General features: G+C 56.3%; 20 protein-coding genes and 1 pseudogene. 7 read left to right on the forward strand and 14 right to left on the reverse strand.

What is annotated here, in order from left to right; genetic code table 11:
* The 3 genes and pseudogenes from EAO80_RS03985 to EAO80_RS03995 form a co-directional block, all read left to right on the forward strand.
* A pseudogene (locus EAO80_RS03985) lies at positions 1–413 on the forward strand (UbiD family decarboxylase domain-containing protein); the annotation flags it as partial.
* Positions 410–1,801: a UbiD family decarboxylase gene (locus EAO80_RS03990; RefSeq protein ID WP_122088648.1), complete on the forward strand. Its 1,392-nt coding sequence runs from the start codon at positions 410–412 to the stop codon at positions 1,799–1,801. The pseudogene EAO80_RS03985 and the gene EAO80_RS03990, both read left to right, overlap by 4 nt.
* Positions 1,794–2,732 carry an MBL fold metallo-hydrolase gene (locus tag EAO80_RS03995; RefSeq protein WP_122088649.1) on the forward strand — a complete coding sequence of 313 codons (939 nt, stop codon included), beginning with the start codon at positions 1,794–1,796 and terminating at the stop codon, positions 2,730–2,732. Before EAO80_RS03990 ends, EAO80_RS03995 begins: the two co-directional genes overlap by 8 nt.
* Positions 2,733–2,825: 93 nt before the next feature.
* Here EAO80_RS03995 and EAO80_RS04000 read toward each other — a convergent pair whose 3' ends face one another.
* The 5 genes from EAO80_RS04000 to EAO80_RS20730 form a co-directional block, all read right to left on the reverse strand.
* Entirely contained in the window at positions 2,826–4,331 is a 1,506-nt protein-coding gene (locus tag EAO80_RS04000; protein WP_122088650.1) for an amidase, read from the reverse strand.
* A 55-nt stretch (positions 4,332–4,386) separates the two neighbouring features.
* Complete coding sequence (locus EAO80_RS04005) at positions 4,387–5,796, reverse strand: zinc ribbon domain-containing protein (protein ID WP_122088651.1); 1,410 nt, start codon at positions 5,794–5,796, stop codon at positions 4,387–4,389.
* A complete protein-coding gene (locus EAO80_RS04010; protein WP_122088652.1) occupies positions 5,793–6,962 on the reverse strand; it encodes a thiolase C-terminal domain-containing protein in 1,170 nt (389 codons plus the stop codon). The genes EAO80_RS04005 and EAO80_RS04010 overlap by 4 nt, the downstream gene beginning before the upstream one ends.
* A gap of 73 nt (positions 6,963–7,035) precedes the next feature.
* Positions 7,036–7,746, reverse strand: a complete 711-nt coding sequence (locus EAO80_RS20190) for a zinc-binding dehydrogenase (RefSeq protein WP_245998435.1) — start codon at positions 7,744–7,746, stop codon at positions 7,036–7,038.
* Positions 7,747–7,857: 111 nt separating this feature from the next.
* Positions 7,858–8,028 carry an alcohol dehydrogenase catalytic domain-containing protein gene (locus tag EAO80_RS20730; protein ID WP_368280511.1) on the reverse strand — a complete coding sequence of 57 codons (171 nt, stop codon included), beginning with the start codon at positions 8,026–8,028 and terminating at the stop codon, positions 7,858–7,860.
* Between the two features lie 256 nt (positions 8,029–8,284).
* Between EAO80_RS20730 and EAO80_RS04020 the strand changes: the two genes are divergently transcribed.
* Complete coding sequence (locus tag EAO80_RS04020) at positions 8,285–9,736, forward strand: aldehyde dehydrogenase family protein (protein WP_122088653.1); 1,452 nt, start codon at positions 8,285–8,287, stop codon at positions 9,734–9,736.
* A gap of 378 nt (positions 9,737–10,114) precedes the next feature.
* On the forward strand, positions 10,115–11,269 hold the full coding sequence (locus tag EAO80_RS04025) for an acyl-CoA dehydrogenase family protein (RefSeq protein WP_122088755.1): 1,155 nt from the start codon (positions 10,115–10,117) through the stop codon (positions 11,267–11,269).
* 199 nt (positions 11,270–11,468) lie between these two features.
* Here the strand turns inward: EAO80_RS04025 and EAO80_RS04030 are convergent, their stop codons facing one another.
* The 6 genes from EAO80_RS04030 to EAO80_RS04050 form a co-directional block, all read right to left on the reverse strand.
* On the reverse strand, positions 11,469–12,311 hold the full coding sequence (locus tag EAO80_RS04030) for an enoyl-CoA hydratase/isomerase family protein (protein WP_122088654.1): 843 nt from the start codon (positions 12,309–12,311) through the stop codon (positions 11,469–11,471).
* A 132-nt stretch (positions 12,312–12,443) separates the two neighbouring features.
* A complete protein-coding gene (locus EAO80_RS21005) occupies positions 12,444–12,617 on the reverse strand; it encodes a PaaD-like zinc ribbon domain-containing protein (protein WP_449404316.1) in 174 nt (57 codons plus the stop codon).
* A gap of 5 nt (positions 12,618–12,622) precedes the next feature.
* The gene (locus EAO80_RS04035) at positions 12,623–13,387 is read right to left on the reverse strand and encodes a Phenylacetic acid catabolic protein (protein ID WP_122088655.1); all 765 of its coding nucleotides are present in this window, start codon (positions 13,385–13,387) and stop codon (positions 12,623–12,625) included.
* The gene (locus EAO80_RS04040) at positions 13,380–13,589 is read right to left on the reverse strand and encodes a phenylacetic acid degradation PaaB family protein (protein ID WP_122088656.1); all 210 of its coding nucleotides are present in this window, start codon (positions 13,587–13,589) and stop codon (positions 13,380–13,382) included. Before EAO80_RS04040 ends, EAO80_RS04035 begins: the two co-directional genes overlap by 8 nt.
* A gap of 5 nt (positions 13,590–13,594) precedes the next feature.
* Positions 13,595–13,990 (reverse strand): metal-sulfur cluster assembly factor, encoded by a 396-nt coding sequence (locus EAO80_RS04045; RefSeq protein ID WP_122088657.1) that lies wholly within the window; start codon positions 13,988–13,990, stop codon positions 13,595–13,597.
* Positions 13,991–13,993: 3 nt separating this feature from the next.
* On the reverse strand, positions 13,994–14,914 hold the full coding sequence (locus tag EAO80_RS04050; protein WP_122088658.1) for a Phenylacetic acid catabolic protein: 921 nt from the start codon (positions 14,912–14,914) through the stop codon (positions 13,994–13,996).
* Between the two features lie 174 nt (positions 14,915–15,088).
* Between EAO80_RS04050 and EAO80_RS04055 the strand changes: the two genes are divergently transcribed.
* Together EAO80_RS04055 and EAO80_RS04060 are read left to right on the forward strand one after the other, a co-directional pair.
* Positions 15,089–15,583, forward strand: a complete 495-nt coding sequence (locus EAO80_RS04055; protein ID WP_122088659.1) for a GNAT family N-acetyltransferase — start codon at positions 15,089–15,091, stop codon at positions 15,581–15,583.
* A 5-nt stretch (positions 15,584–15,588) separates the two neighbouring features.
* Positions 15,589–15,870: a 2Fe-2S iron-sulfur cluster-binding protein gene (locus EAO80_RS04060; protein WP_122088660.1), complete on the forward strand. Its 282-nt coding sequence runs from the start codon at positions 15,589–15,591 to the stop codon at positions 15,868–15,870.
* A 571-nt stretch (positions 15,871–16,441) separates the two neighbouring features.
* Here the strand turns inward: EAO80_RS04060 and EAO80_RS04065 are convergent.
* The 3 genes from EAO80_RS04065 to EAO80_RS04075 all read right to left on the reverse strand — a co-directional run bounded on the left by EAO80_RS04065 (position 16,442) and on the right by EAO80_RS04075 (position 19,938).
* A complete protein-coding gene (locus EAO80_RS04065) occupies positions 16,442–18,088 on the reverse strand; it encodes an acyl-CoA synthetase (protein WP_122088756.1) in 1,647 nt (548 codons plus the stop codon).
* A 184-nt stretch (positions 18,089–18,272) separates the two neighbouring features.
* Entirely contained in the window at positions 18,273–19,052 is a 780-nt protein-coding gene (locus EAO80_RS04070; protein WP_122088661.1) for a CoA-transferase subunit beta, read from the reverse strand.
* Positions 19,042–19,938: a CoA transferase subunit A gene (locus EAO80_RS04075; protein WP_122088662.1), complete on the reverse strand. Its 897-nt coding sequence runs from the start codon at positions 19,936–19,938 to the stop codon at positions 19,042–19,044. The genes EAO80_RS04070 and EAO80_RS04075 overlap by 11 nt, the downstream gene beginning before the upstream one ends.
* Positions 19,939–20,053: the final 115 nt, after the last annotated feature.

A 20,053-nucleotide genomic window follows, 5' to 3' on the forward strand; every position in this document is an offset into this window, starting at 1 on the left:
CGGACCCTGGATATTTACATGAACTCGCAAACTTTATCTTCACTACGTGGGGTATGTTACATGTTGATTTCTTCATATTTGTTGACACGGATATTGATCCCTTTGACCAGCGTGAGGTACTAGAAGCACTCGTTCTACACGCAGACCCCGATAGTGACTTTCACCAGTTCGGTGTCGAAACGATGCCAAAAGTGCCGTTGAATATCTACCAGACTCCCAGTGAGAAAGGTAATGTTCAGACGGGAACCTCGAAGGCCAAAACAGCCAAAGCATATGTCGACGCGACAAAAAACGACGATGCGAATATCGACATATCGGACGGCGAACTGCGCGAGTGGGCGCGATCCGTGCTCGTAGACGCAGGGGCCGACCCCGATGCAATCCACATCGATCCGATCAGGGGGGCCCAATGACAACGTTTCGCGACCACCTGCAGGCTCTCGAAAGTGACGGAGACCTGCTGATGGTGAACGATCGAGTCCACTGGGATGAGGAGGCAGCGGTCGTCGCTGCCGAAGCGCTTAAAGGCGGCTGTGGTGCCCTTAAATTTGTCTCTACACCTGGTAAGGTCAACTTGGCCAGCGGCGTGTACGCAGGTCACGCCCAGATTGCTAGTCGCCATCACCAACCGTGGTGCCGCCTTAAGAACTCGCTCAATCGTGATGGGAGCGATTACATACAACTCCTAAAATCACTCTCCCGACGAGACACGCGCAAACTCGCAGATGTCGCCGTTGAGGACCCGATCGCGACGATCGATCCCTCCCTCGCTCCAACCTCGCTAGGACTCCCAACTATTGAACCCAACGGGCGGCAGTTGATCACGCTCGGATCGCTCGCCGTTGAGCACGACGGAATCACTTCATGGGCACCGGTTCGTGGTGCGATCCACCGACGATCCCGGCTTCGCCTCTCGATCCCGAAGTCGTTCGTCGAGTGGTGTGGCGACAGCCGACGAACGAGCGTCTCGCTTGGCGTCGGCGCAGCCCCACACGTTGCCGCGCTACAGGGCTGGACGCTAGATCGAACGACGCCAACTGTCCCAGAGATAGCAGCCGCCCTCGACGGAACCGCCATCTCGGACATTGATGGACGGATGGTTCCTACGCACGCAGAAGTACGGATCGACGGTTCAATCATTGATATCGATGACGGGGTTGGCGGGCCAGTCGCGATCTGGGAGCGAGGCTGTGAGATGGCGGGTATAACCGTTGAAGTCGAGACCATTGCAACACGTGAGGACCCTGTTGTCCCGTTTGTTCCCCTTGGGGAACCCCTAACTGATGATCTCCATCTGACCGCGCTCGTTGAGGCTGCGGCTCTATACCGACGTATCAACGGCTACTGGGGAGTCTCGCCGGTGTCCTGGATTCGACTACCTGTCGAGGGACGGCTCGGACTCTGTCTTGTCTCTAGCGAAATCCTCTACTCGGGGTTCGAGTGGCAATTGGCAAACGTTTTATTCTCGTTCTCGAAATACTTTGATAAGGTATTGATACTGGATGAGCACACTGAACCTGACGACCTCGCGCGAGCGCTTGACGATATGTGGGTAAAAGCCCATCCAAGTAACGACTGGGTATTCAGTGAGCCCAACGCACCCGCTGCCAGTACTCCAATGTATCGCAGCAACGGAGAGACTGGATCGCGCCTCTACATCGATGCGACCTGGGATCCTCGCTGGGACGAGGAGTACATTGCCCCACGTGTGACATTCGAGAATTCGTATCCTCAGGACGTTCGGAAATCAGCCTGTGAGAAGTGGGCCGCTCTCGAGTTGGAGGAGGAGTTAAATGAGTGAAGTAATCCGTATCTCGGTTGGGGCGGGTACGGCCGAAGGAGTCAACAGTGCTTACCACTTTCCCAACCGCGGTGTCGTCATCGATCCGGGGCCGCCGACCGAAGCAGCGTGGACGGCGCTCACCGACGCAATCGACTCCGTAAAAACAGTTGAGCATGTGCTCGTGACACACTGGCATTCAGACCACGTCGGCCTTGCGTGTCGCCTTGCCGAGGCGGCGGACGCAACGCTTCATATGCATCTGGAGGACGCACCTCTTGTCAGAGACTACGCAGCCGCACGCGAGCGCCGCCTTGATCGAGATATCGAGACACTCCAGCAGTGGGGTGTCCCGAAGAAACAATGTAAGGCACTGCGTGAAGTGGACTCGCCGTCCCAGATTCCTACGACGTACCCGGTTACGGCCCATGAGGACGGCGAGACTGTCGCCGGTATAGAAGTTCTCCACACGCCTGGCCACACACTGGGTCACGCTTCGTTCGCCTGCGAAGGGACGCTGCTACTTGGCGATCTCCTCCTTCCAACATACACGCCAAACGTCGGGGGGAGCGACACGCGTACTGAGGACCCACTGGCAGCATACCTCACCTCTGTTGATCGGGTGAATGCCCGCTTCGACGAGGGCGAACCCGGCCACGGGACAAGAATGAATGTGACAAAAGCAGTCGACGAAGTCAAAGAGCATCACCGTGAGCGCGCTCACGCGGCTTTCCGCGCGCTGCGAACCGCTGAGGAGTCAACGCCATGGGCCGTCGCACGCCACCTCTTCGGCGAGATGAACGGCATCCATATCAAGTTTGGTGCCGGCGAAGCTGCGGCACATCTCAATCGACTGGCTGTCCTCGGTATCGTCGAACGACAGAACGGAGAGCCGATACGCTACCGCCCGCTCGTCGAGGATTATCCGTCCGATCTGACCTTGACGCCGTAGTAGACGATTCCTCGAAAGTTTCCTTGTATCCCCGACTATAGCCCGACCCGGCGCCGGTGACAGGCAATAATACCACATTCGAATTCTTTGTCTTCAGGCTCGGCACCGTTCAAACGCATCTCCGGCTTGCAGTACCGTTGCATCATCAAACACCTCACCGACGAACATCAATCCGACCGGCAGTCCCTCGCTTGTCCCCGCAGGAACTGAGAGCGCGGGATGTCCGGTGACATCGAATGGAGATGTATTGGCGAGCATGTTCACTGCCCGTTCGAGAATCTGGAGTCGTGAGGGGTTCTCAAGGCGCTTGTGGGCAGTCTGGGGCGTTGTCGGCATCGCAAGAACGTCGACCTCGGCGAGCGCCGCGTTGTAGGACGTAGCGAGATCCCGCGAGAGATTCTGGGCTTTCGCGTAATAACGCCCGTGGTATTCCTCAGTGAGGTACTCTCCGAGAGCCACCACGAATTTGACCGTTGGCGGGAACTCATTGGCGCGCTCCCGACGTGCCTGGCCGAACGCCGCCATCAGTTCAGTATCGTAGTAACCGTTGCCGAAGTGGCCGATTCCCTCTCCGGCGATAGTCGCGGCCGTTTCCTCGTTTGCGATTCCGTTCCAGATCGCGAGCCCGTCACGGTGCATTGGCACCGATATGTCTCGGAGTTTGGCGCCCGTGTCAGCGAGGTCTTCGAGTGCAGCGGTAACGGTCTCATCGACCCCAGCCTCGCTCTCGGCATGGTCGAACCCCTCCTTGAGGACGCCGATCGTGAGATCGGCGGGGTCGGACGTGAGGGCCTTGCTATAGGATTCAGTAGGGACGGCCCCCTGGCGCGGATCCAACCCATCTGCGCCGGCGATCGCTTCGAGCGTACGGGCACAGTCTGTCACTGAGCGCGCGAGGGGACCGGCGTGGTCGAATGAGCGACCGAGCCCAACGATTCCTGTGTAGGGGACAAGTCCATAAGTTGGTTTGTGCCCGACGCAACCGCTCCAGGAGGCTGGAATTCGGACAGAGCCGGCCTGGTCGGTACCGATGGCGATGTCGACGTCACCGCTGACGACTGCGGCGGCTGATCCGCTTGAAGAACCCCCGGCGAGGTACTCGGGGTCTCGCGGGTTCGGTACAGGGCCGTGGGCGGACATTTCTCCACTGCCCGAGAAGGCCATGTTTTCCATGTTGAGCTTCCCCGTGATCGTTGCACCCTCCTTGAGCAATCGCGTCGCGATCGTTGCGTCGGTGGAAGGAACGTATCCCGAGAATAGGGCCGAACCGCAGGTCATCTCAATGCCGGCCAGAGAGATACTGTCCTTCAACCCGACGTCGTACCCTTCGAGGAGTCCCGACTCGTTTTTCGAAACTGAACAGCGCCGGACAAAGGCGTTTAATGGATCGTCATCTTCAGTCGGGACATTGTTGGCTCGATCTGCGTGGGCGGGCACTATCGGAGCCGATGATTCGATTTCTTCGAGTCGTTCATATGCTTCTAGTAGCCCGGGTGCGACGGCCGCGAATTCCTCACGTTCCGTCTCGGTGAGTTTGATGTGATGCACAGCAGCGTACCGTTCGAGATCGTCTGGAGCCGGTGGTTCTATATCTTTCATGCACCTCCGTCACTTGTGGCACCGATAAGCGTGTCGATAGATCACACATTCAAGATTATCCGGTCGGTTTAAACTTGACGCCGTAGCGTGGCACACCCTCTTGTGCGTAAATCTGCCGGATCGTTGTCCGGACCTCGTCGCCGACCACGACTGCCTCGGGATCGACGTCGGCCAACTGTGCCGGCAGTGTCGCCTCGCCGTCGCCGGCTTCCAGCGCGACAATAGCGACCGCGTACGCACCCTCGCGTTTCTGTAATTCGGCGAACTCTGGTGGGGCACCGCCCTGGCCGATGACCGTTAGCGCTTCGATCACCCCATCTCGGGCAGCCTCAATCCGCTCGAATTCGACCCGCGAGTGGCACTCTTGGCAAGCCCCCCGTGGCGGGAACGTGACTCCGCCGCAGTTGGGACACTGGCCAGCGACAAGCCGATAGCGCTGATCGAGTGATTTTTGCCAGTTCGGGAGACTGACGTTCGCACCGCCGCCAGCGACTTCGCTATCGACGACGTAGCCACGTTTGCGAAGGTAGGCTGTGTACTCTATTGACTCTCCGGCCTCAAGATCATCGATCCCTCTAACCGGGAGGCTTCCTTCAAGACTGAACGCGACCGCACTGCCACCGCCAAAGAAACCGCCGATGGTCATGCCGCCCTCGCTTGCCTCTGAAAGCGCTACAAGCAGACCGATGGGGACCGTCGCGACCCCAGCGTCTCCGATCCGGTCAACTACGGTCCCAATTGCTACAGCCTCATTCGAGAGAGGCAGGTCGCCCGCGACCCGGTAAGGGAATTTCCCGTCACGTTGGTGAAGCGCTGCGGCGGTCGCTTCGGTCGTATCGCCTGCCAAGGCTGATACCGCCTCGGTTACAGCCTCGCGGACCGCGGTTCGCTCGTAGGTCGTAATATCGAGCGAAGCAACCTCGCGCTCGCCTCGAGGCCGAAATCGAATTCCCGGAGTTTCGTCATTATGCCAAGCGACATCTCGGACGGGGACGGTTGCGTTGTCGTCGACCACGAAGGCGGCTGCGCCGGCACCCAGTGGGTGGTCGGCATCGGCGGGGTCTCCCTCCGGACAGTCAGCGGCGACGACCAGCGCTGGCCCGTCGGTATCAAGCGCGCGTGCAAGTGCCTCACCGCCAGCAGCGGTGTGCTGGGTCGAAATAGAGCCCGCAGCGTCATTTGGAAGTGCGACCATTCGGACGAACCGAGAGAGGAAGTCGCCTTCGGCCATAGGCGGAGTCGTCGTCGCCGCCGCTACGAGGTCGATCGCTGAACGGTCAACAGCTGCGTTTTCAAGGGCACGTTCGGCCGCCGCAACGGCCATCGTCAATGTGTCCTCATCAGCCGCAGGGACCGCCTTTTGATCGATCCCGCCCGCGTCAGCATGACCCCACGCCGCGGCCGTCTCCTCGGTCGGCAACCGGAACCGAGGGAGGTAGACCCCAGCGGCGTCGATTCCCCTCATGCTGCCTCCTCCCGCTCGAAGACGTGAACGGTTACCCCGCCGCCGGATCCGCCGACATTGTGTGTTAGTCCGTATTGGGGCTCCTCGACTTGCACGTGGGCCTCGCCCCGGAACTGATCGAACGCCTCAACAATCTGCCCAGTGCCCGTAGCGCCAATTGGGTGGCCCTTCGATTTGAGTCCGCCGCTTGTGTTGGTCGGCAATTCGCCATCGGAATCGGTGATCCCTTCCCGAAGGAGCCGTCCGGCCTCACCGCGCTCGCAGAAGCTCAAATCCTCGTAGGCGAGCAGTTCGGCAATAGCAAAGCAGTCGTGGACCTCCGCGAAGTCGAGGTCCTCCGGGCCGATCTCGGCCTCCTTGTAGGCGGCCTCACCAGCCCGGACGCTTGCGGGGATACTCGTGAGCGTTTCACGTTGGAAGAGGCCTACCCGCCCGCTTGAGGCGCCCGCGCCCGCGACACGGATCAAGTCCTCACCGTGCTTGCGGGCAACCTCCTCGCTCGCGACCAGCACCGCGCTCGCGCCGTCTGTGGTTGGACAGCAATGATACAGATTGAGTGGGTCAGCAACCGATGGCGCCGAAACGGCGTCGTCGAGTGTGCACTCGAATCCAAGGTGCGCCTTGGGGTTCTTTGCTCCATTCGCGTGGTTCTTGACTGCGACCCGCGAGAGGTCTTCAACGGTCGTGTCGTACGCATCCATATGGGCGCTTGCCATCTGAGCGTAGACGCCGGCAAAAGTGGTCCCGCTAATGCGTTCCCACTCTGTCTCGCCACTGACGCCGAGCCACCACTTTGTCTGGTCGCCACTTGTGTCAGTCATTACCTCGTACCCGCCCGCCAACGCCACGTCAACCATACCTGAGCGAACAGCAGTAACGGCTTGACGAAACGCGTAGCCGCTGGCCGCACAGGCGTTTTCAACTCGTGTAGTTGGAACGCCATGTAAGCCGATATGCTCGGTTACCGCCGGTCCCGAGAGACCGATCTGTCGGCCCCCGACGCCAAGTGTCCCTAGGTACGCCTCGTCGATCGCTCCTGTCGAGAGATTGCCCTCGCTGCTCTCGAGCGCTGTTTCGAAGGCATTCTCGAACAGCGAGAGGTAAGTCTCCTCGGGGAAGGAACCGAATGACGACTGTCCGGCTCCGATCACGTATGCATCTCGCATATCGCCACGTTCCCGCCCATGTAACTTATAGAATTGGTTCGATCAGTGCCACGCGCAGTGGTAAGAGTCCATACTATGGTTCGGTCACCCGGAGGACCGGCTTGACCACCTTACCGGCCTCCTGTTCTTCGACCGCTCGCTCGATCTCCTCGAAGTCATAGTAGGTGACGAGTTCGTCGAACGGGAACTTCCCGGCACGATAGAGGTCGATCAGGTCAGAGATGAACAGGTCCGGCGTGGAGTTGCCCTCGATAACTCTCTTGACGTTACGGCCGAGCAGGACGTTGTTCAAGTCGAGACTCACCTCGGTCCCCAGCAGTGGGGCGCCAACGACCGTACAGTCGGCGTTCTGTCGCAGGCAGTCGACCGCCTGCCGGAGAACGGTCGTGTTGGCCGTCGTCTCGACGTTGTAGTCGGTGCCCCCACCGAGGTGGTCGTGGACGGCGTCGACCGTATTGTCGACGACGTCGGGATCGATGGCGTGAGTCGCACCCAACTTGAGCGCTGCCCCGCGACGAGACTCTATGAGGTCGACGGCGAGTATGTCCGTATAGTCCTTCAGGTCCGCGGCCATGACCGCGCTCAGCCCGGCTGACCCGGTCTCGAAGACGACGATAGAGGAGGCCGCCTGCGGATCAAGAGTATTGATGACGGCGCTCGCATCCGTCTGGATACCACACCCGAGCGGGCCCAGAAGTTCGAGCGAAACATCGTCCCCGTCAAGAACGATGTTTCGCTCGGTGGCCAGCGCGTGGATCCCGAAGGAGGACTGGCCGAAGAACATACCGCTTACCTCCTCACCGTTATCGTGAATCGGCGCCGACCTGTCCCCGACCCACCGGCCGGCGAAGTTGTGCTTGAAGAACCCCTCGCAATACGTGACATCGCCCTCTCGTCAGTTTAGGCAGTTCCCGCCGTAGTCGAACGTGAGAACGACCCTGTCGCCGGGATTCACTTCTGTGACATCCTCCCCGATTCCCTCGACAACACCCGGTCCCTCGTGGCCGGTACCGCTGGCAGCGGAGTCGGGTAGTACTGCTCTCTGACTGTGATGTACGTGTGACACAGTCCGGCACCAACGGTGCGAACCTGAACCTCTCCAGGCCAGAGATCGTCTAATTCCAGTGATCCAATCTCGAATGATCCTGATTCTTCCCGTACGACTGCAGCTTCGATCTCTATAGATTCACATCAATAGTATTATATTTAATATATAAATATTTTGATATTTAATTCCAATCGTGTGTTGTCATCAGGTATGATGTACTCTCAGTCGGTGCGAACCAAATATTTTTAATCGCCCTCTGAGAAGCCGTCTCCGGATGAGCTATTCCGGTCCGACAGACCTGTTTATCGACGGCGAGTGGACAAGTTCCGAGAGCGGCGAGACGCTCGTCACAGAAGATCCAGCGACCGAGGAACCCTACGCGGAGGTCGCAGAAGCCACGACGGAGGACATCGACCGCGCCGTCTCAGCCGCGGAGAGAGCGGTCGGGCGCGAGGTGGAGTGGCGATCACTGGCCCCCCGGGAGCGTGGCGCACGGCTGTACGCCATGGCCGACGCGATCGAGGAACGAAAGGACGAGATCATCCGTGTCGAATCTCGAGACAACGGCAAGACTCCCTTCGAGGCGACCCTGGATGTCGACATGGTAATCGACACCTTCCGGTACTACGCCGGTTGGACCGACAAGATCCAGGGCAACGAGGTGCCGGTCCCCGGCGACAGGCTGAACTACACGGTTCGCGAGCCGCTCGGCGTCACCGGCCACGTAATCCCATGGAACTACCCGTTCCAGCTCGCCGGCCGAAGCCTCGCGCCAGCGCTGGCCTGCGGGAACACGGCCGTCCTAAAACCCTCCAGTACGACGCCCCTGTCGGCGCTATACTACGCGATCGCGGCGGAGGAAGCGGACCTGCCCGACGGTGTCTTGAACGTCGTCCCCGGACGGGGGAGCACCGCCGGGAACCGCCTCGCCGAACACCCGGACGTCGATCACGTCGCGTTCACGGGCAGCACGGGCGTCGGCAAGGCCGTTATGGAGCACGCCTCGCGAAACGTCACGAGCGTCACGCTCGAACTCGGGGGGAAGGGGCCGAACCTCGTCTTCCCGGACGCCGACCTCGACGCCGCTGCCGGAGGGGTCCACTACGGCATCTTCATGAACGCCGGCCAGATGTGCTGGGCGGGGTCACGCCTGCTCGTCCACGAAGACGTCCACGACGAGGTGGTCGATCGAGTCGTCGAACGGGCTAAATCGACGCCGCTTGGAAGCGGGATTGACGACGACGGCCGAATGGGACCAACTGTCAGCGAAAGCCAACAGCAGGAGGTGCTCGAGTACATCGAGACGGGCAAAAACGAGGGTGCAACGGTCGCGACCGGCGGCAATATTCCCTCCGAGAAGGATGTCGGCCACTTTGTCGAGCCGACCGTGTTCACTGATGTTACCAATGATATGACGATCGCCCGTGAGGAGATCTTCGGACCCGTGCTGTCGGTGATTGAGTTCGCCGACCGTGAGGAGGCCATCGAGATCGCCAACGATTCTCCCTACGGATTGATGGCCGGAATTTGGACTACAGACCTGAAGACGGCCCACTCGGTCGCCGATTATCTCGATTACGGGATGGTGAGCGTCAACGAATTTCCAGTTACCCAGCCTCAGACGCCCTTTGGCGGATTCGAGCAGAGCGGCCTCGGACGGGAGCAGGGTACCGAAGCCATCCACGAGTACACCCAGACAAAGAACGTCAACGTCAATCTTGAGTAGCGTTCTCCCGCCGCACGTTTATCCCTGAGAACGGAGAGCCGGTTCCCGAGAAGACCGTACAAAATCCCGTTGCTACCGACGTTCGCACGGATCTCAGCAAACCATCGGCTCCGCGCCTGGTAATTCAGACGACCGCTTCTGGGAGGAGCCAGCTGTGAAAAACATTGTCGACCTGGGCGACAAGATCTATCGTGTACGGCGAAACCGGGTGTACGATTCGTGTGTCAACATTACGTCCACTGAGGAGTCACTCGGAAATCAGCCCCGCGAACCGGGATGGCTGCGCATACTGGTGCGGGGAGACCAACCGATCCAGCTGACGGTTCTCGAATCATCTCCGAGAAGCTTTATAGTGGCGTGTCCCAGGTATTGAACCGTATGACCCTCATCGAGAGCGCGCTCTCCGAGGAGCACCGCGAAATCCGAGACCGGTCGGCGGCCTTCGCCGCCGACGTCGTCGAACCGGAGGCAGAACGCATCGAGCAGGACGATGAGTTCCCTCGCGAAGTGATCGAACAGGCGGGCGAATACGGTCTCCTGGGGATCATGGTTCCCGAAAAGTACGGCGGCGAGGGGTCGGACTTCCTCTCGTACTGCCTGGCTGTCGAGCGGATCGCCGAGGCAAGCGGCGCGGTCGCCGAGACGATCCAGGGCCACACGTTCGCAGCGCTCCCGATCTTGAACTTCGGCACCGAGAAACAGAAATCCGAGTACCTCGAACCAATGGTCCGTGGAGAGCATGTCGGCGCGATGCTGTTGACCGAGCCTAGCGCAGGCAGTTCGCCGACGGAACTCGAGACGGTCGCCGAGGCCGACGACGGGGGCTACTCGATCGCCGGCGAGAAGTCCTTCGGGACGAATGCCGGCGTCGCAGATATCCACCTCGTCGTCGCGCGTAAGCGCCCTGCGCCCGAGGAGGGTCACGGTGTGAGTGTCTTTCTTGTTCCTGCCGTCGATGATCAGGAGGGATTCACCTTCGAACGCGAGATGTTTATGGGGATGCGTGGCCATGTCACTGGCGACTCAACGTTTGATGACGTCCACGTGAGCGAGAATGCACTGCTGGGCGAGATAGGTAGGGGCTTTCGGATCGCAATGGGAACTATCGACATGGCCCGAACAGGATTGGGCGCTATCGGGATAGGTATTGCCCGCGCTGCGTTAGATGAGGCAATCGACTACGCTGGCACGCGTGAGCAAGGTGGCCAGGCAGTCGGCCAGTACCAGGCAGTGCAGGTACTCGTCGCCGATATGGATGCTCAACTAGACGGGGCGCGCCACCTTGTCTACGATTCGGCAAAGTCGATCACTGACGGTCAGGGCGACACACGCAAGTCGAGTAAGGCGAAGTTCGTCTCGAGCGAGGCTGCTGAGTTCATTACTCGTAACGCAATCCAAGTCTATGGCGGGAAAGGCTATCGAAAGGATCTGCCGCTTGAGCGCTACTACCGAGATGCGAAGATACTGAGTATCATTGGCGGAACAAACGAGATTCAGCGAACAACCGTTGCAAGTGAAGTGCTGAATCTCTAGTACCAAAACAAACCCTCGGGTAACGGCATTTGCCTCGTCCTATCTAGAAATACTATATCTTCAACGCCGTTCCGGTGAATTCATCGATTTTCAGCTAACCAGCCATGTCTCACAATTATTCCTCCCCTTTATAGTTGGATGATCTAAAAACCGCACTGGTTAAAAACGGAATGGGATATACGTGGCCGCAAGTCAGCAGCTAGTCGTCGCTTGGTTCGCCAGGTTCTTTCTCGCCGAGTTCGACGGCCAGGAAGTCTGCTTCGTGATCTCCGAGAAATGCGTTAACACCTTCTTTCTCCACGTCGGAGCCGAGCAGACGATTTTGGAGTTCGCGCTCGTGGGAGAGAGCATCCCAAAGGGGCATTTCGAGGCCCTCGTTGACAGCCAGTTTGTTATGGCCAACAGCCATGTGGGACTTCTGGGCGATTTGCTGGGCGAACTCGCGGGCGGCGTCTTCAACCTCTCCAGCAGGGTGGAGCTCGTCGAAGATGCCGCGATCAGTCGCTTCTTCCGGTGAGATTGTCTCACCAGTAATCATCATTTTGAGTGCGGTGGACCGATCGATATAGCGGGGAAGCAGTTGTGTTCCCGCCTCACCAGCGATGAGACCGAGGTGAATCTCTGGCATGCCAACGTTGTAATTATCATCATTACCGACATATCGGAAGTCACAGGCCAGCGCGAGTTCTAACCCACCACCCATACAGTGACCATCCACTACCGCAATGAAGATGGTATCGGTCGTCCGCATCTTCATGATGATCTCTTTGCTCGTCTGGCTTGCATAGCCTACTTGTTTACCCGATTCCTCCTGAAGTGCTTTGATATCAAAGCCCGTTGAGAAGAACTTCTCGTTAGCACTTCCGAACAGAACGGCTCGGACATCTTCATCAAATCGGACTGTCTCGACGGCTCGCTGCAATTCAAGGAGAACGTCGATATTATGGGCGTTAGCCGGTGGTCGATCGATACGGATGGTTCCGACATGATCCTCTAAGTCTGTCTGGAAGAATTCCAGGTCTAGCTCGCTAAACGCTTGCATACATCTCATTGATCAACAGTGGCGCATAAGTAACTTTCCATCATAATTGATCTCGGGAAACCCTTCGACTACTATAACTACTAAAAAATACTGTGACCACCTCTCGCGATGAATAGGGAAAACAGAGGATGATTATTCGGTATCGGGCTGTTTACCATCGAACTTGATGCGTTCGAAAACGGTATTACAGCTATTGCAGTAGTACTGCATCTTCGATATCTCACTTCCGAACGCGGATTCCCGTTCGGTATCCGCTGAGTCACAGAATGGGCAGATGATGTTCAGATCCGAATCTTGGTCGTTCATGGCGATCAATTCATCGCGAAGAGTTCGTTCTCGGTCCCCCGAAGCTGTCGGGTATCGGCGTCACTGATTGATCCGTCACCAACGCGTCGTCTGACTTCGTTCCACTCGCTGAGTGCCGGACCGTCCCAATCGACGCTGTCAAGCGAAACGGCCGTATTCTTGAACAAGTCGCGGTAGTGTCCTTCGAATGCTTTGCGAATCTCGGTAATCGAACGGTTAGTGAACCCAGCTTGGAACAGTGGATCCGTTGCTTCGTTGTATTCTGCAGGTCCGATGAACGCAAGCGCTTGAGGCAATGTTGTTTCCAGAGTAGTCTGTATTGTGTCAGGATCTTCTTCGGCTAGTGCCTCTAAACGAGCGTCATGGTACTCGAGATGAAAGTACTCATCTTCACCCATTTTGGTGATTAGTCCATCGAGATCATCCTTATCGATGGCATCGATTAGGTACCACGCTGCGCGGTCGGCTGGTGCGATTGAGGCTACATATGCCGGCCAGTTCCCATCGATCCGATCAAGACAGGCGGCGTTATGGAACTCCTCTGCGTCGCGTTGACCGTTGAGCCAATCTAGATCCCGGCCTTGTGACTGCAGTTCATTGATGAACTGGCGGAAGTGACCGATTTCCTCTTGGGCGGCACTTGCCCCGCCGATATCGTCCTCAAGTGAGGGTCCAGCGAGGCTCCATTGAGCGTTCCGGTGCCCAAGGATGAGTTTGGTGTCTGCGATAGCTTGTACATAGTCGACCGCTGAGTCTGGCCATTTACTCATCAGCACCCACCCTCATTGTAGGCTGCTTGCCGGTGACCTCAATCAGATTTTCCTCGCGAACGACTGCGAGGAAATCCCAGTCCTCTTCGTCGAACGTGTTGTGTGCATACATCCTTGCTAAGCGGTCACTCTGTGCCCGCACGTTACCGATATGGAGCGTCTCATCGCCTTGGTTGATCCGTGCAAATACTTCGTATTTCATCGATCTTAGAGGCTAATTCCCGCTTCCCGCATCTTCTCTCTGACCTCGGCGGTGAGCATATCTTTCGACCAGACTGGATCCCAAACCACCTCAATGTCGACGGTTTCGACGCCATCAAGGATGGTCAAACAACTTTCGATGTCGTTCTGGATCATGTCGTAGGCTGGACATCCCATACAAGGGTACGTCATCTCAACGGTGACTGCTCCACTATCAGCCTCAATGTCGTAGATCATCGCCATTTCGACTAGGCTGACGGGAATGTGTGGATCGGGGATCTCATCAACAACATCCCAAAGATATCCTTCGAAGGGGGTTGCGTCCGCGCGGCGCCGCTCAACAAACTCGCTCGCGTGCGAAGAGTCGGATATACCTTTTGTTCGTGGTTGTACGCTCGACATAAGCTATACCTCGACCTCGACTTTACCTGATTGGATGAGCTCAACGTACTTTTCGTTGGCCGGACCGCGGGAACGCCAGCGGTCCATGACATCGCCCCACGAAATGGATTCGTTGTAGCGCCATTCTTTGTTCTCTGCGTCGAACGCGATCGGCATGTCATACTCGATGACGTACTCGTCCGCCTCTTCATCGTAGTGAGCTGGAACGTTTAGGTCGAGTTCGTTCATTAGAGGTAACGACCGCGAAAGCCAATCTTGACGGAGTTCGTCGTTGGACTTGCCTTTAATTTGGTACTCAAGTTGATCATCATGTTTTTTCTTGTCGTCGGGCAATCCGAACCACTCGATTCCGATCGGGAACATCCAATCAACCGCTTCCTGCAGCTTTCGATGGGTTTTGTCGTTTTTGTTCGCAAGACGGCGCATCCACGTCTCTCCGTGGCGGAGGTGGAACTGTTCTTCCTTGTTGACTTTCGTCAGCGCGCGTTTCCAGGGCGCATATGAGGTATTTTCGTGGATATCGCCCAAGAGGACGATACCTGCACGGTCGAACAAGCCGTGGGCCGTCACGAGCTCCGCGAAATTCTCAATGTGCTGATCGAACCCGTATGTATTGCGGAACTCATGAGGCTCGCGCCCGTAAATAAGGTCTTCGCGGTTCTCACCCAAGTCTTCAAGCAGGCGGTAAGCAATGTGGCCGTGGCCGAGTTCGTCCTGGATTACGCTGATACAGGACGCTCGTGCGTTAGGCGACGGTGCGTTGAGAGACTGATCATAGTACGCGGGCGCACTCATCAGCTCTGTATCTCCCGAGACCAGCAAAATCTGTTTCAAGGCTTTCTTGTAGCCTTCGGTCATCTCATCGGTCGATTCAATCATCTTTCCATTCTGAACTTGCTGTTTCAACTGTTTCTCTGTTGGCATGGTCTACCTCTACACTCCAATTGTTTGGCCAGCACTATAATTGTTTTCTGTATACGATTTTCGTATCCGATTGCCGAATTCAGATCCTCTTCAAGACCATTTAGGGAAAACCATCATCATTATGATGGAAGAGATGACAGGACCTTTTTGGTAGTTGGGAGCAGAAGAGAGAACATGACGTACGAACTACGACACAGTACGGTCGATGACGGTAAGGAAATCCTCGAACTCTGGCACGGGTTCACAGAGCACCTTTCGAAGTACGATGATCGCTACCAGCATAAAGAGGACGCAGACAATCGATGGCTACAGTACTTCGAGAATCAACTTGTCGACTCAAAATACGGGACAGTGATCATCGCCGAACACGAAGAAACAGGCGAATTGATTGGCGTTCTTGAAGCACGTGTGATGGGTGATCATCCAATTTTTCGTCTCAAGGATCACGGGTACATTAATGGTCACTATGTTCGGGAGGACCATTGGAATGAGGGCGTTGGTAAGGCGTTGATTGAGGAGGCTCATACTTGGTTCGCTGACTCACCGCGTGACATCGACTTCTATCGAATTGACGTGGTTGACGGCGACGAGAAGGCCGCAGAGGTGTACGAAAAACTCGGATTCGAACCAGTTGAACACGTCTTCGAACGCTCCATCGAGGAGCAGTAGAACCCATGGTTGAGACATACACTATCGAGTTCGTCGATGAGGGGGTGACCCTTGAGGTGGACGAAAACGAATCAATCCTTGAGGCAGCAGAGGAAGCTGGACTTGATCTGCCCTACCAATGCCGGATGGGTGTCTGTGGCGTCTGTAGCGGGATGTGTGAGAAGGGCGAAACAGATCAGATGGAGGGAATGTTTCTCTCTGAAAGCGAAAAAGAGGATGGCTATGTTCTCACCTGTATCGCGAAGCCTCGTTCAGACATGCAGATACGGACCAACGAGAGCCCTTAGCGTATTGTACATCGAACCAAGAGCCTCATGATTGTTTATTCGTGATCGACGACCGAGTTCGATACATCTGAACTGATCTTGATTTCTGATTCCTCGTTCTAACTGTCGGCTGGAACCCCGTGACAGACCGCGTAGTATTCATTCAATCGTATTACCAAGTGTATGCTATTAGCCGTATACGAATTCGTATACACGTGTTACCAGACCTCTAGAGCACGCTAGCACCCGATAAAGATAGTAGATCTTATCGAAGCCAGTAGATGCTTTACAGAAATATGTTTGTAATATGTTTCCGGAGGGTAGAAGGCCTACTCCAGAATTATATTACAAACATACATTAGTAATACTTGATGTCTATGTAAAATAGTATGTGAGACAATATCATAGGGGATAATAGATAACACTTCACAGCGTCAAATAATATGGCATTTCAGCGGCTGACCTGATTCTCTGTCGATGGTATACGAATTCGTATACACTATTTGAATACATGCATGGGAAATACAGCGACGCTTTCGGGCCAGTGTAGTAACTAAAGAAAGCAGCATTCGGAAAACGGGGTTACGGCGGGTTATTGCGCTTTCTTCTCTATCTCCCGCTCGCGAAGCTCGATACGGCGAATCTTTCCCGTTTCAGTTCGTGGTAGTTCGCGTACGAACTCAACTTCACGTGGATACTTGTACGGTGCGAGCGTGTCCTTGACGTGACTCTGGATCTCGTCGACCAGATCGTCTCCCGAGAGAACACCGTCGGCGGTCACGACAAATGCCTTAACGATCGCGCCGCGTTCCTCGTTCGGGCTACCGACGACGGCAACCTCGCTGACGGAACCGAGTTCCTCAATGACGGCCTCAACCTCCGGGCCTGGGATATTGTAGCCGCTAGATATGATAAGATCATCATTTCGGGACTTATACTCAAAACGACCGTCCTCCCGCTGGACGAAGATATCGCCTGGGTACGACCAGTTGTTCTTCACCGCGTTGGCCTGCTTTCGTGGTCGGTTCCAATACTCAATACCAGTCGGACCACGAACGGCTAGCAACCCTGCTTCGCCGCGGTCGCATTCCTCGCCGGTCTCGGGATCGACGATCTTGCACTCATAGCCGGGAACCGGAAATCCGGTTGCGCTTGGATCGATCTCCTCGCCGTGACGGTGACTGATGAATATATGGAGCATCTCTGTTGTTCCAATCCCGTCGAGCAGTTCGATCCCATATTCCCTCTTGAACGACTCGAACGTTGTTGGCGTTAACGGCTCACCGGCGCTCGCGCCCACGCGAAGGGAAGAGATGTCGTAATTTTCGGGACCGTCGGGGTACTTTGAGAGAATCTGATTAAATGCAGTCGGGATCGAACAGAGGATCGAAATTCCGTGGGCGTCGATAGCTTCCAGTAAATCCCCCGGTGTAGCGTCTTCAACAAGACTCGTACTGGCTCCGAAGCGAAGCGGGAACGTAACAAGATCGCCGTAGCCGTACGCGAATGGAAGCGGTGGGTTTCCACCGAAGACGTCCTCCTCAGTCGGTTCGAGACAGTACTGGGCGTAGGTATCCGCGCTCGCAAGCAAATTTCGGTGGGTGTGGACCGCGCCCTTGGGCTCGCCCGTCGTCCCACTCGTGTACAGCATTAACGCTACATCGTCGCGTTCCGTTTTATGTGCGTCAAGATCGCTACTCGCATCATTAAGGAGCGTATCGTAGTCGTAGTGATCGTGTTCGACGCTATTGCGCTCGGCGACGATAACGTTCTCAACGGTTTCGAGGCTTGGCAATGCATTTTCGATTTCCTCAAGGAGGTCGTCGTAGACAACGACTGTCGTCGCCTCGGCATTATTGATGATATGATCGAGTTCCGCGGCCCGAAGGAGCTTCATCGAAGGAAGCGCGACGGCACCGATCTTTTGTGCGGCGAGGCAGGTTACGACCGCTTCGGGTCGGTTGGGGAATCTGGCGACAACCCGATCGCCGGGCTCGACCCCAAGACCGATGAGTGCGTTTCCCATCTGATTGACCGTATCTTGTAACTCCGCATAGGAGATAGTTTGATCCTCAAAGTGGACGGCAACATTATCTCCCCGTCCCTCGTGAACGTGTCTATCTACTAGCTCTTCCGCCACGTTGATTTGTCGAGGGTAGTGTACTTCCGGAACGGCGTGGACGTAATCCGGTCCGTTCGCCTCGTCCGGCAGGTACTCCGATGGTATACTGGACTGCATATCCGAATAGATCATCATAGTTTCGGGAGAAATACCTAACGGTTCCTTTCCTGCAAGAGCCAAGAAAGGTTATGGGCAGAAATCGGATGCGTTTTCATATTCTCATAGTCCGAACAAGGCTCTTCTTCCGATTTCGGTTGTTCAACACAATTGGGTGAGGACGATCCCGGTACTCACATTACTCTCAGGATTGAGTCCAGAACCCGTCCGGGTCGAATGTCCGAATCAGTTTCAATTCCTCATCAGTGGGCTCGGGAGTCGTCATCACTGTACCTTTGCCGATATCCTCGGCAGTATTCATTTCCCAGGGGAAGTCGACTAGCACCTCCTCTGCTGAGATCCCTGGATGGACGCTCCGAAGGTAGAGTTCCCCGTCGGCATCGAAGCCGAATGTCGCCTTCGAAGTCACGAGTGCGCTGGGGCCGCCACCGGGTGCGGGGTGGTTCTTCCGCCTCCCACCGGTGTGGCTGTGACCCGGACTCGTCACGTAATGGACTTCCTCGGTAAACCGGCGTGGTTCGTGAGGCATGAGCAGCACGGTTCGACCAGCCATACAGGCAATATCGCATGCGCCACCGCTGCCAGGAAGGCGAATTTCGTCATCACCACTCTGAACCCACGTCGTGTTGAGATTGCCATACCGGTCTATCTCCGCGCCGCCGAGGAATCCGACATCTATGTCCCCACGCTGGAGACGGCTCATAATGCTCATCATTCCCGTCGTCGACACCGCGTGATTCAGGTTCGGCAGATCACACATTGTGTGAATGAATCCGTTTGCAGGCGAATCCCTGACAACGCCGCTCTCGTACACCGCCATCGAATCTGGCGCATGAGTGCTAACAGCGACTTGGAATGCGATAAGCGGCAAGCGCATCCCAACGAATGCCGTGTCACCATCCTCGATCTCCGCGGCTGCCGCGCTAACCATCAGCTCTCGAGGGGAGTATCCCTCACTGGCCATAGCGCACCTCCGTAGCGACAGTCGGCTCGGTGATCGAAAGGTCGGCGTCGACTCTATTGATATATTCGGCTCGATCAGAGACGCCATAAACCCACTCGGCGGCCCATTTATCGAAGGCATCCTGTGTTTTAGTTTGCTGATGATAGGTCAAATAATAGTTGTTATCGCGGTTATAGTGGCCTGCCAATGGCGACGGATGGGCACCGAATGGGCACTCGACGACGGCTGTCACCTGTTCGCTTGTGATCGCGACCCGACTCGGATCAGCCGTAATCACCTCTGGATCAACAATTTCCTCGGCGGTGACCAAGATGTTCTCTGCAGCACCAACGGCTGGATCAAGAATACCGGTGTTACCCCATAGGTGAACGTTGCCATCAGGACTCGCCCGCTGTGCATGAACGATCGTCCAGTCCGGTTCGATTGAAGGTACGAGAGCGAGTTCCTCCTCCGAAAATGGATCGATCTCCTTTTGGAACAGGTCGCTCCTCTCAAAAATATCGCTCCCCAACAAAGACCGAGTCGGGAGATAAGGGACACCCAAAGCTCCCGCCTGTAGCGCAAGCGCGATGCTGAAGTTCGAGTGATCTTCGATCTCAATTTCACCTTCTTCGATGGCTTCCCGGAATCGATAGCCGGTACCCGCACTGACGTTTCCAACCCACGCGGCACGAATTCGGGACACTGTGTCACCGCCGATTAGCTGATCGAACAGGAGGTCACTGATCGGTCCGATTAGCGTGAGGTCGTCAGTCCCCTGTCGAAGGAGTTCGTGACCCGCAGCGAATGGGATCGCATGTTCGAGAGCAAGACCAATAGCTACCGAGCTGCCGGGCTTGATTCGAGATACTGCCTCCTCTAGTGTAGTTGTTGTTTGGTCTACCATCCACTACTCCTTGTCGAACAATAACATATAAAATCGCCCCCTCGCATAATCCGTCTATAGATCATATGAAACGAATGAGTAGAAAATTATAAATAGTTTAGTATACCTCGAATGA

It is taken from the genome of Halalkalicoccus subterraneus, assembly GCF_003697815.1.
Classification (GTDB): domain Archaea; phylum Halobacteriota; class Halobacteria; order Halobacteriales; family Halalkalicoccaceae; genus Halalkalicoccus; species Halalkalicoccus subterraneus.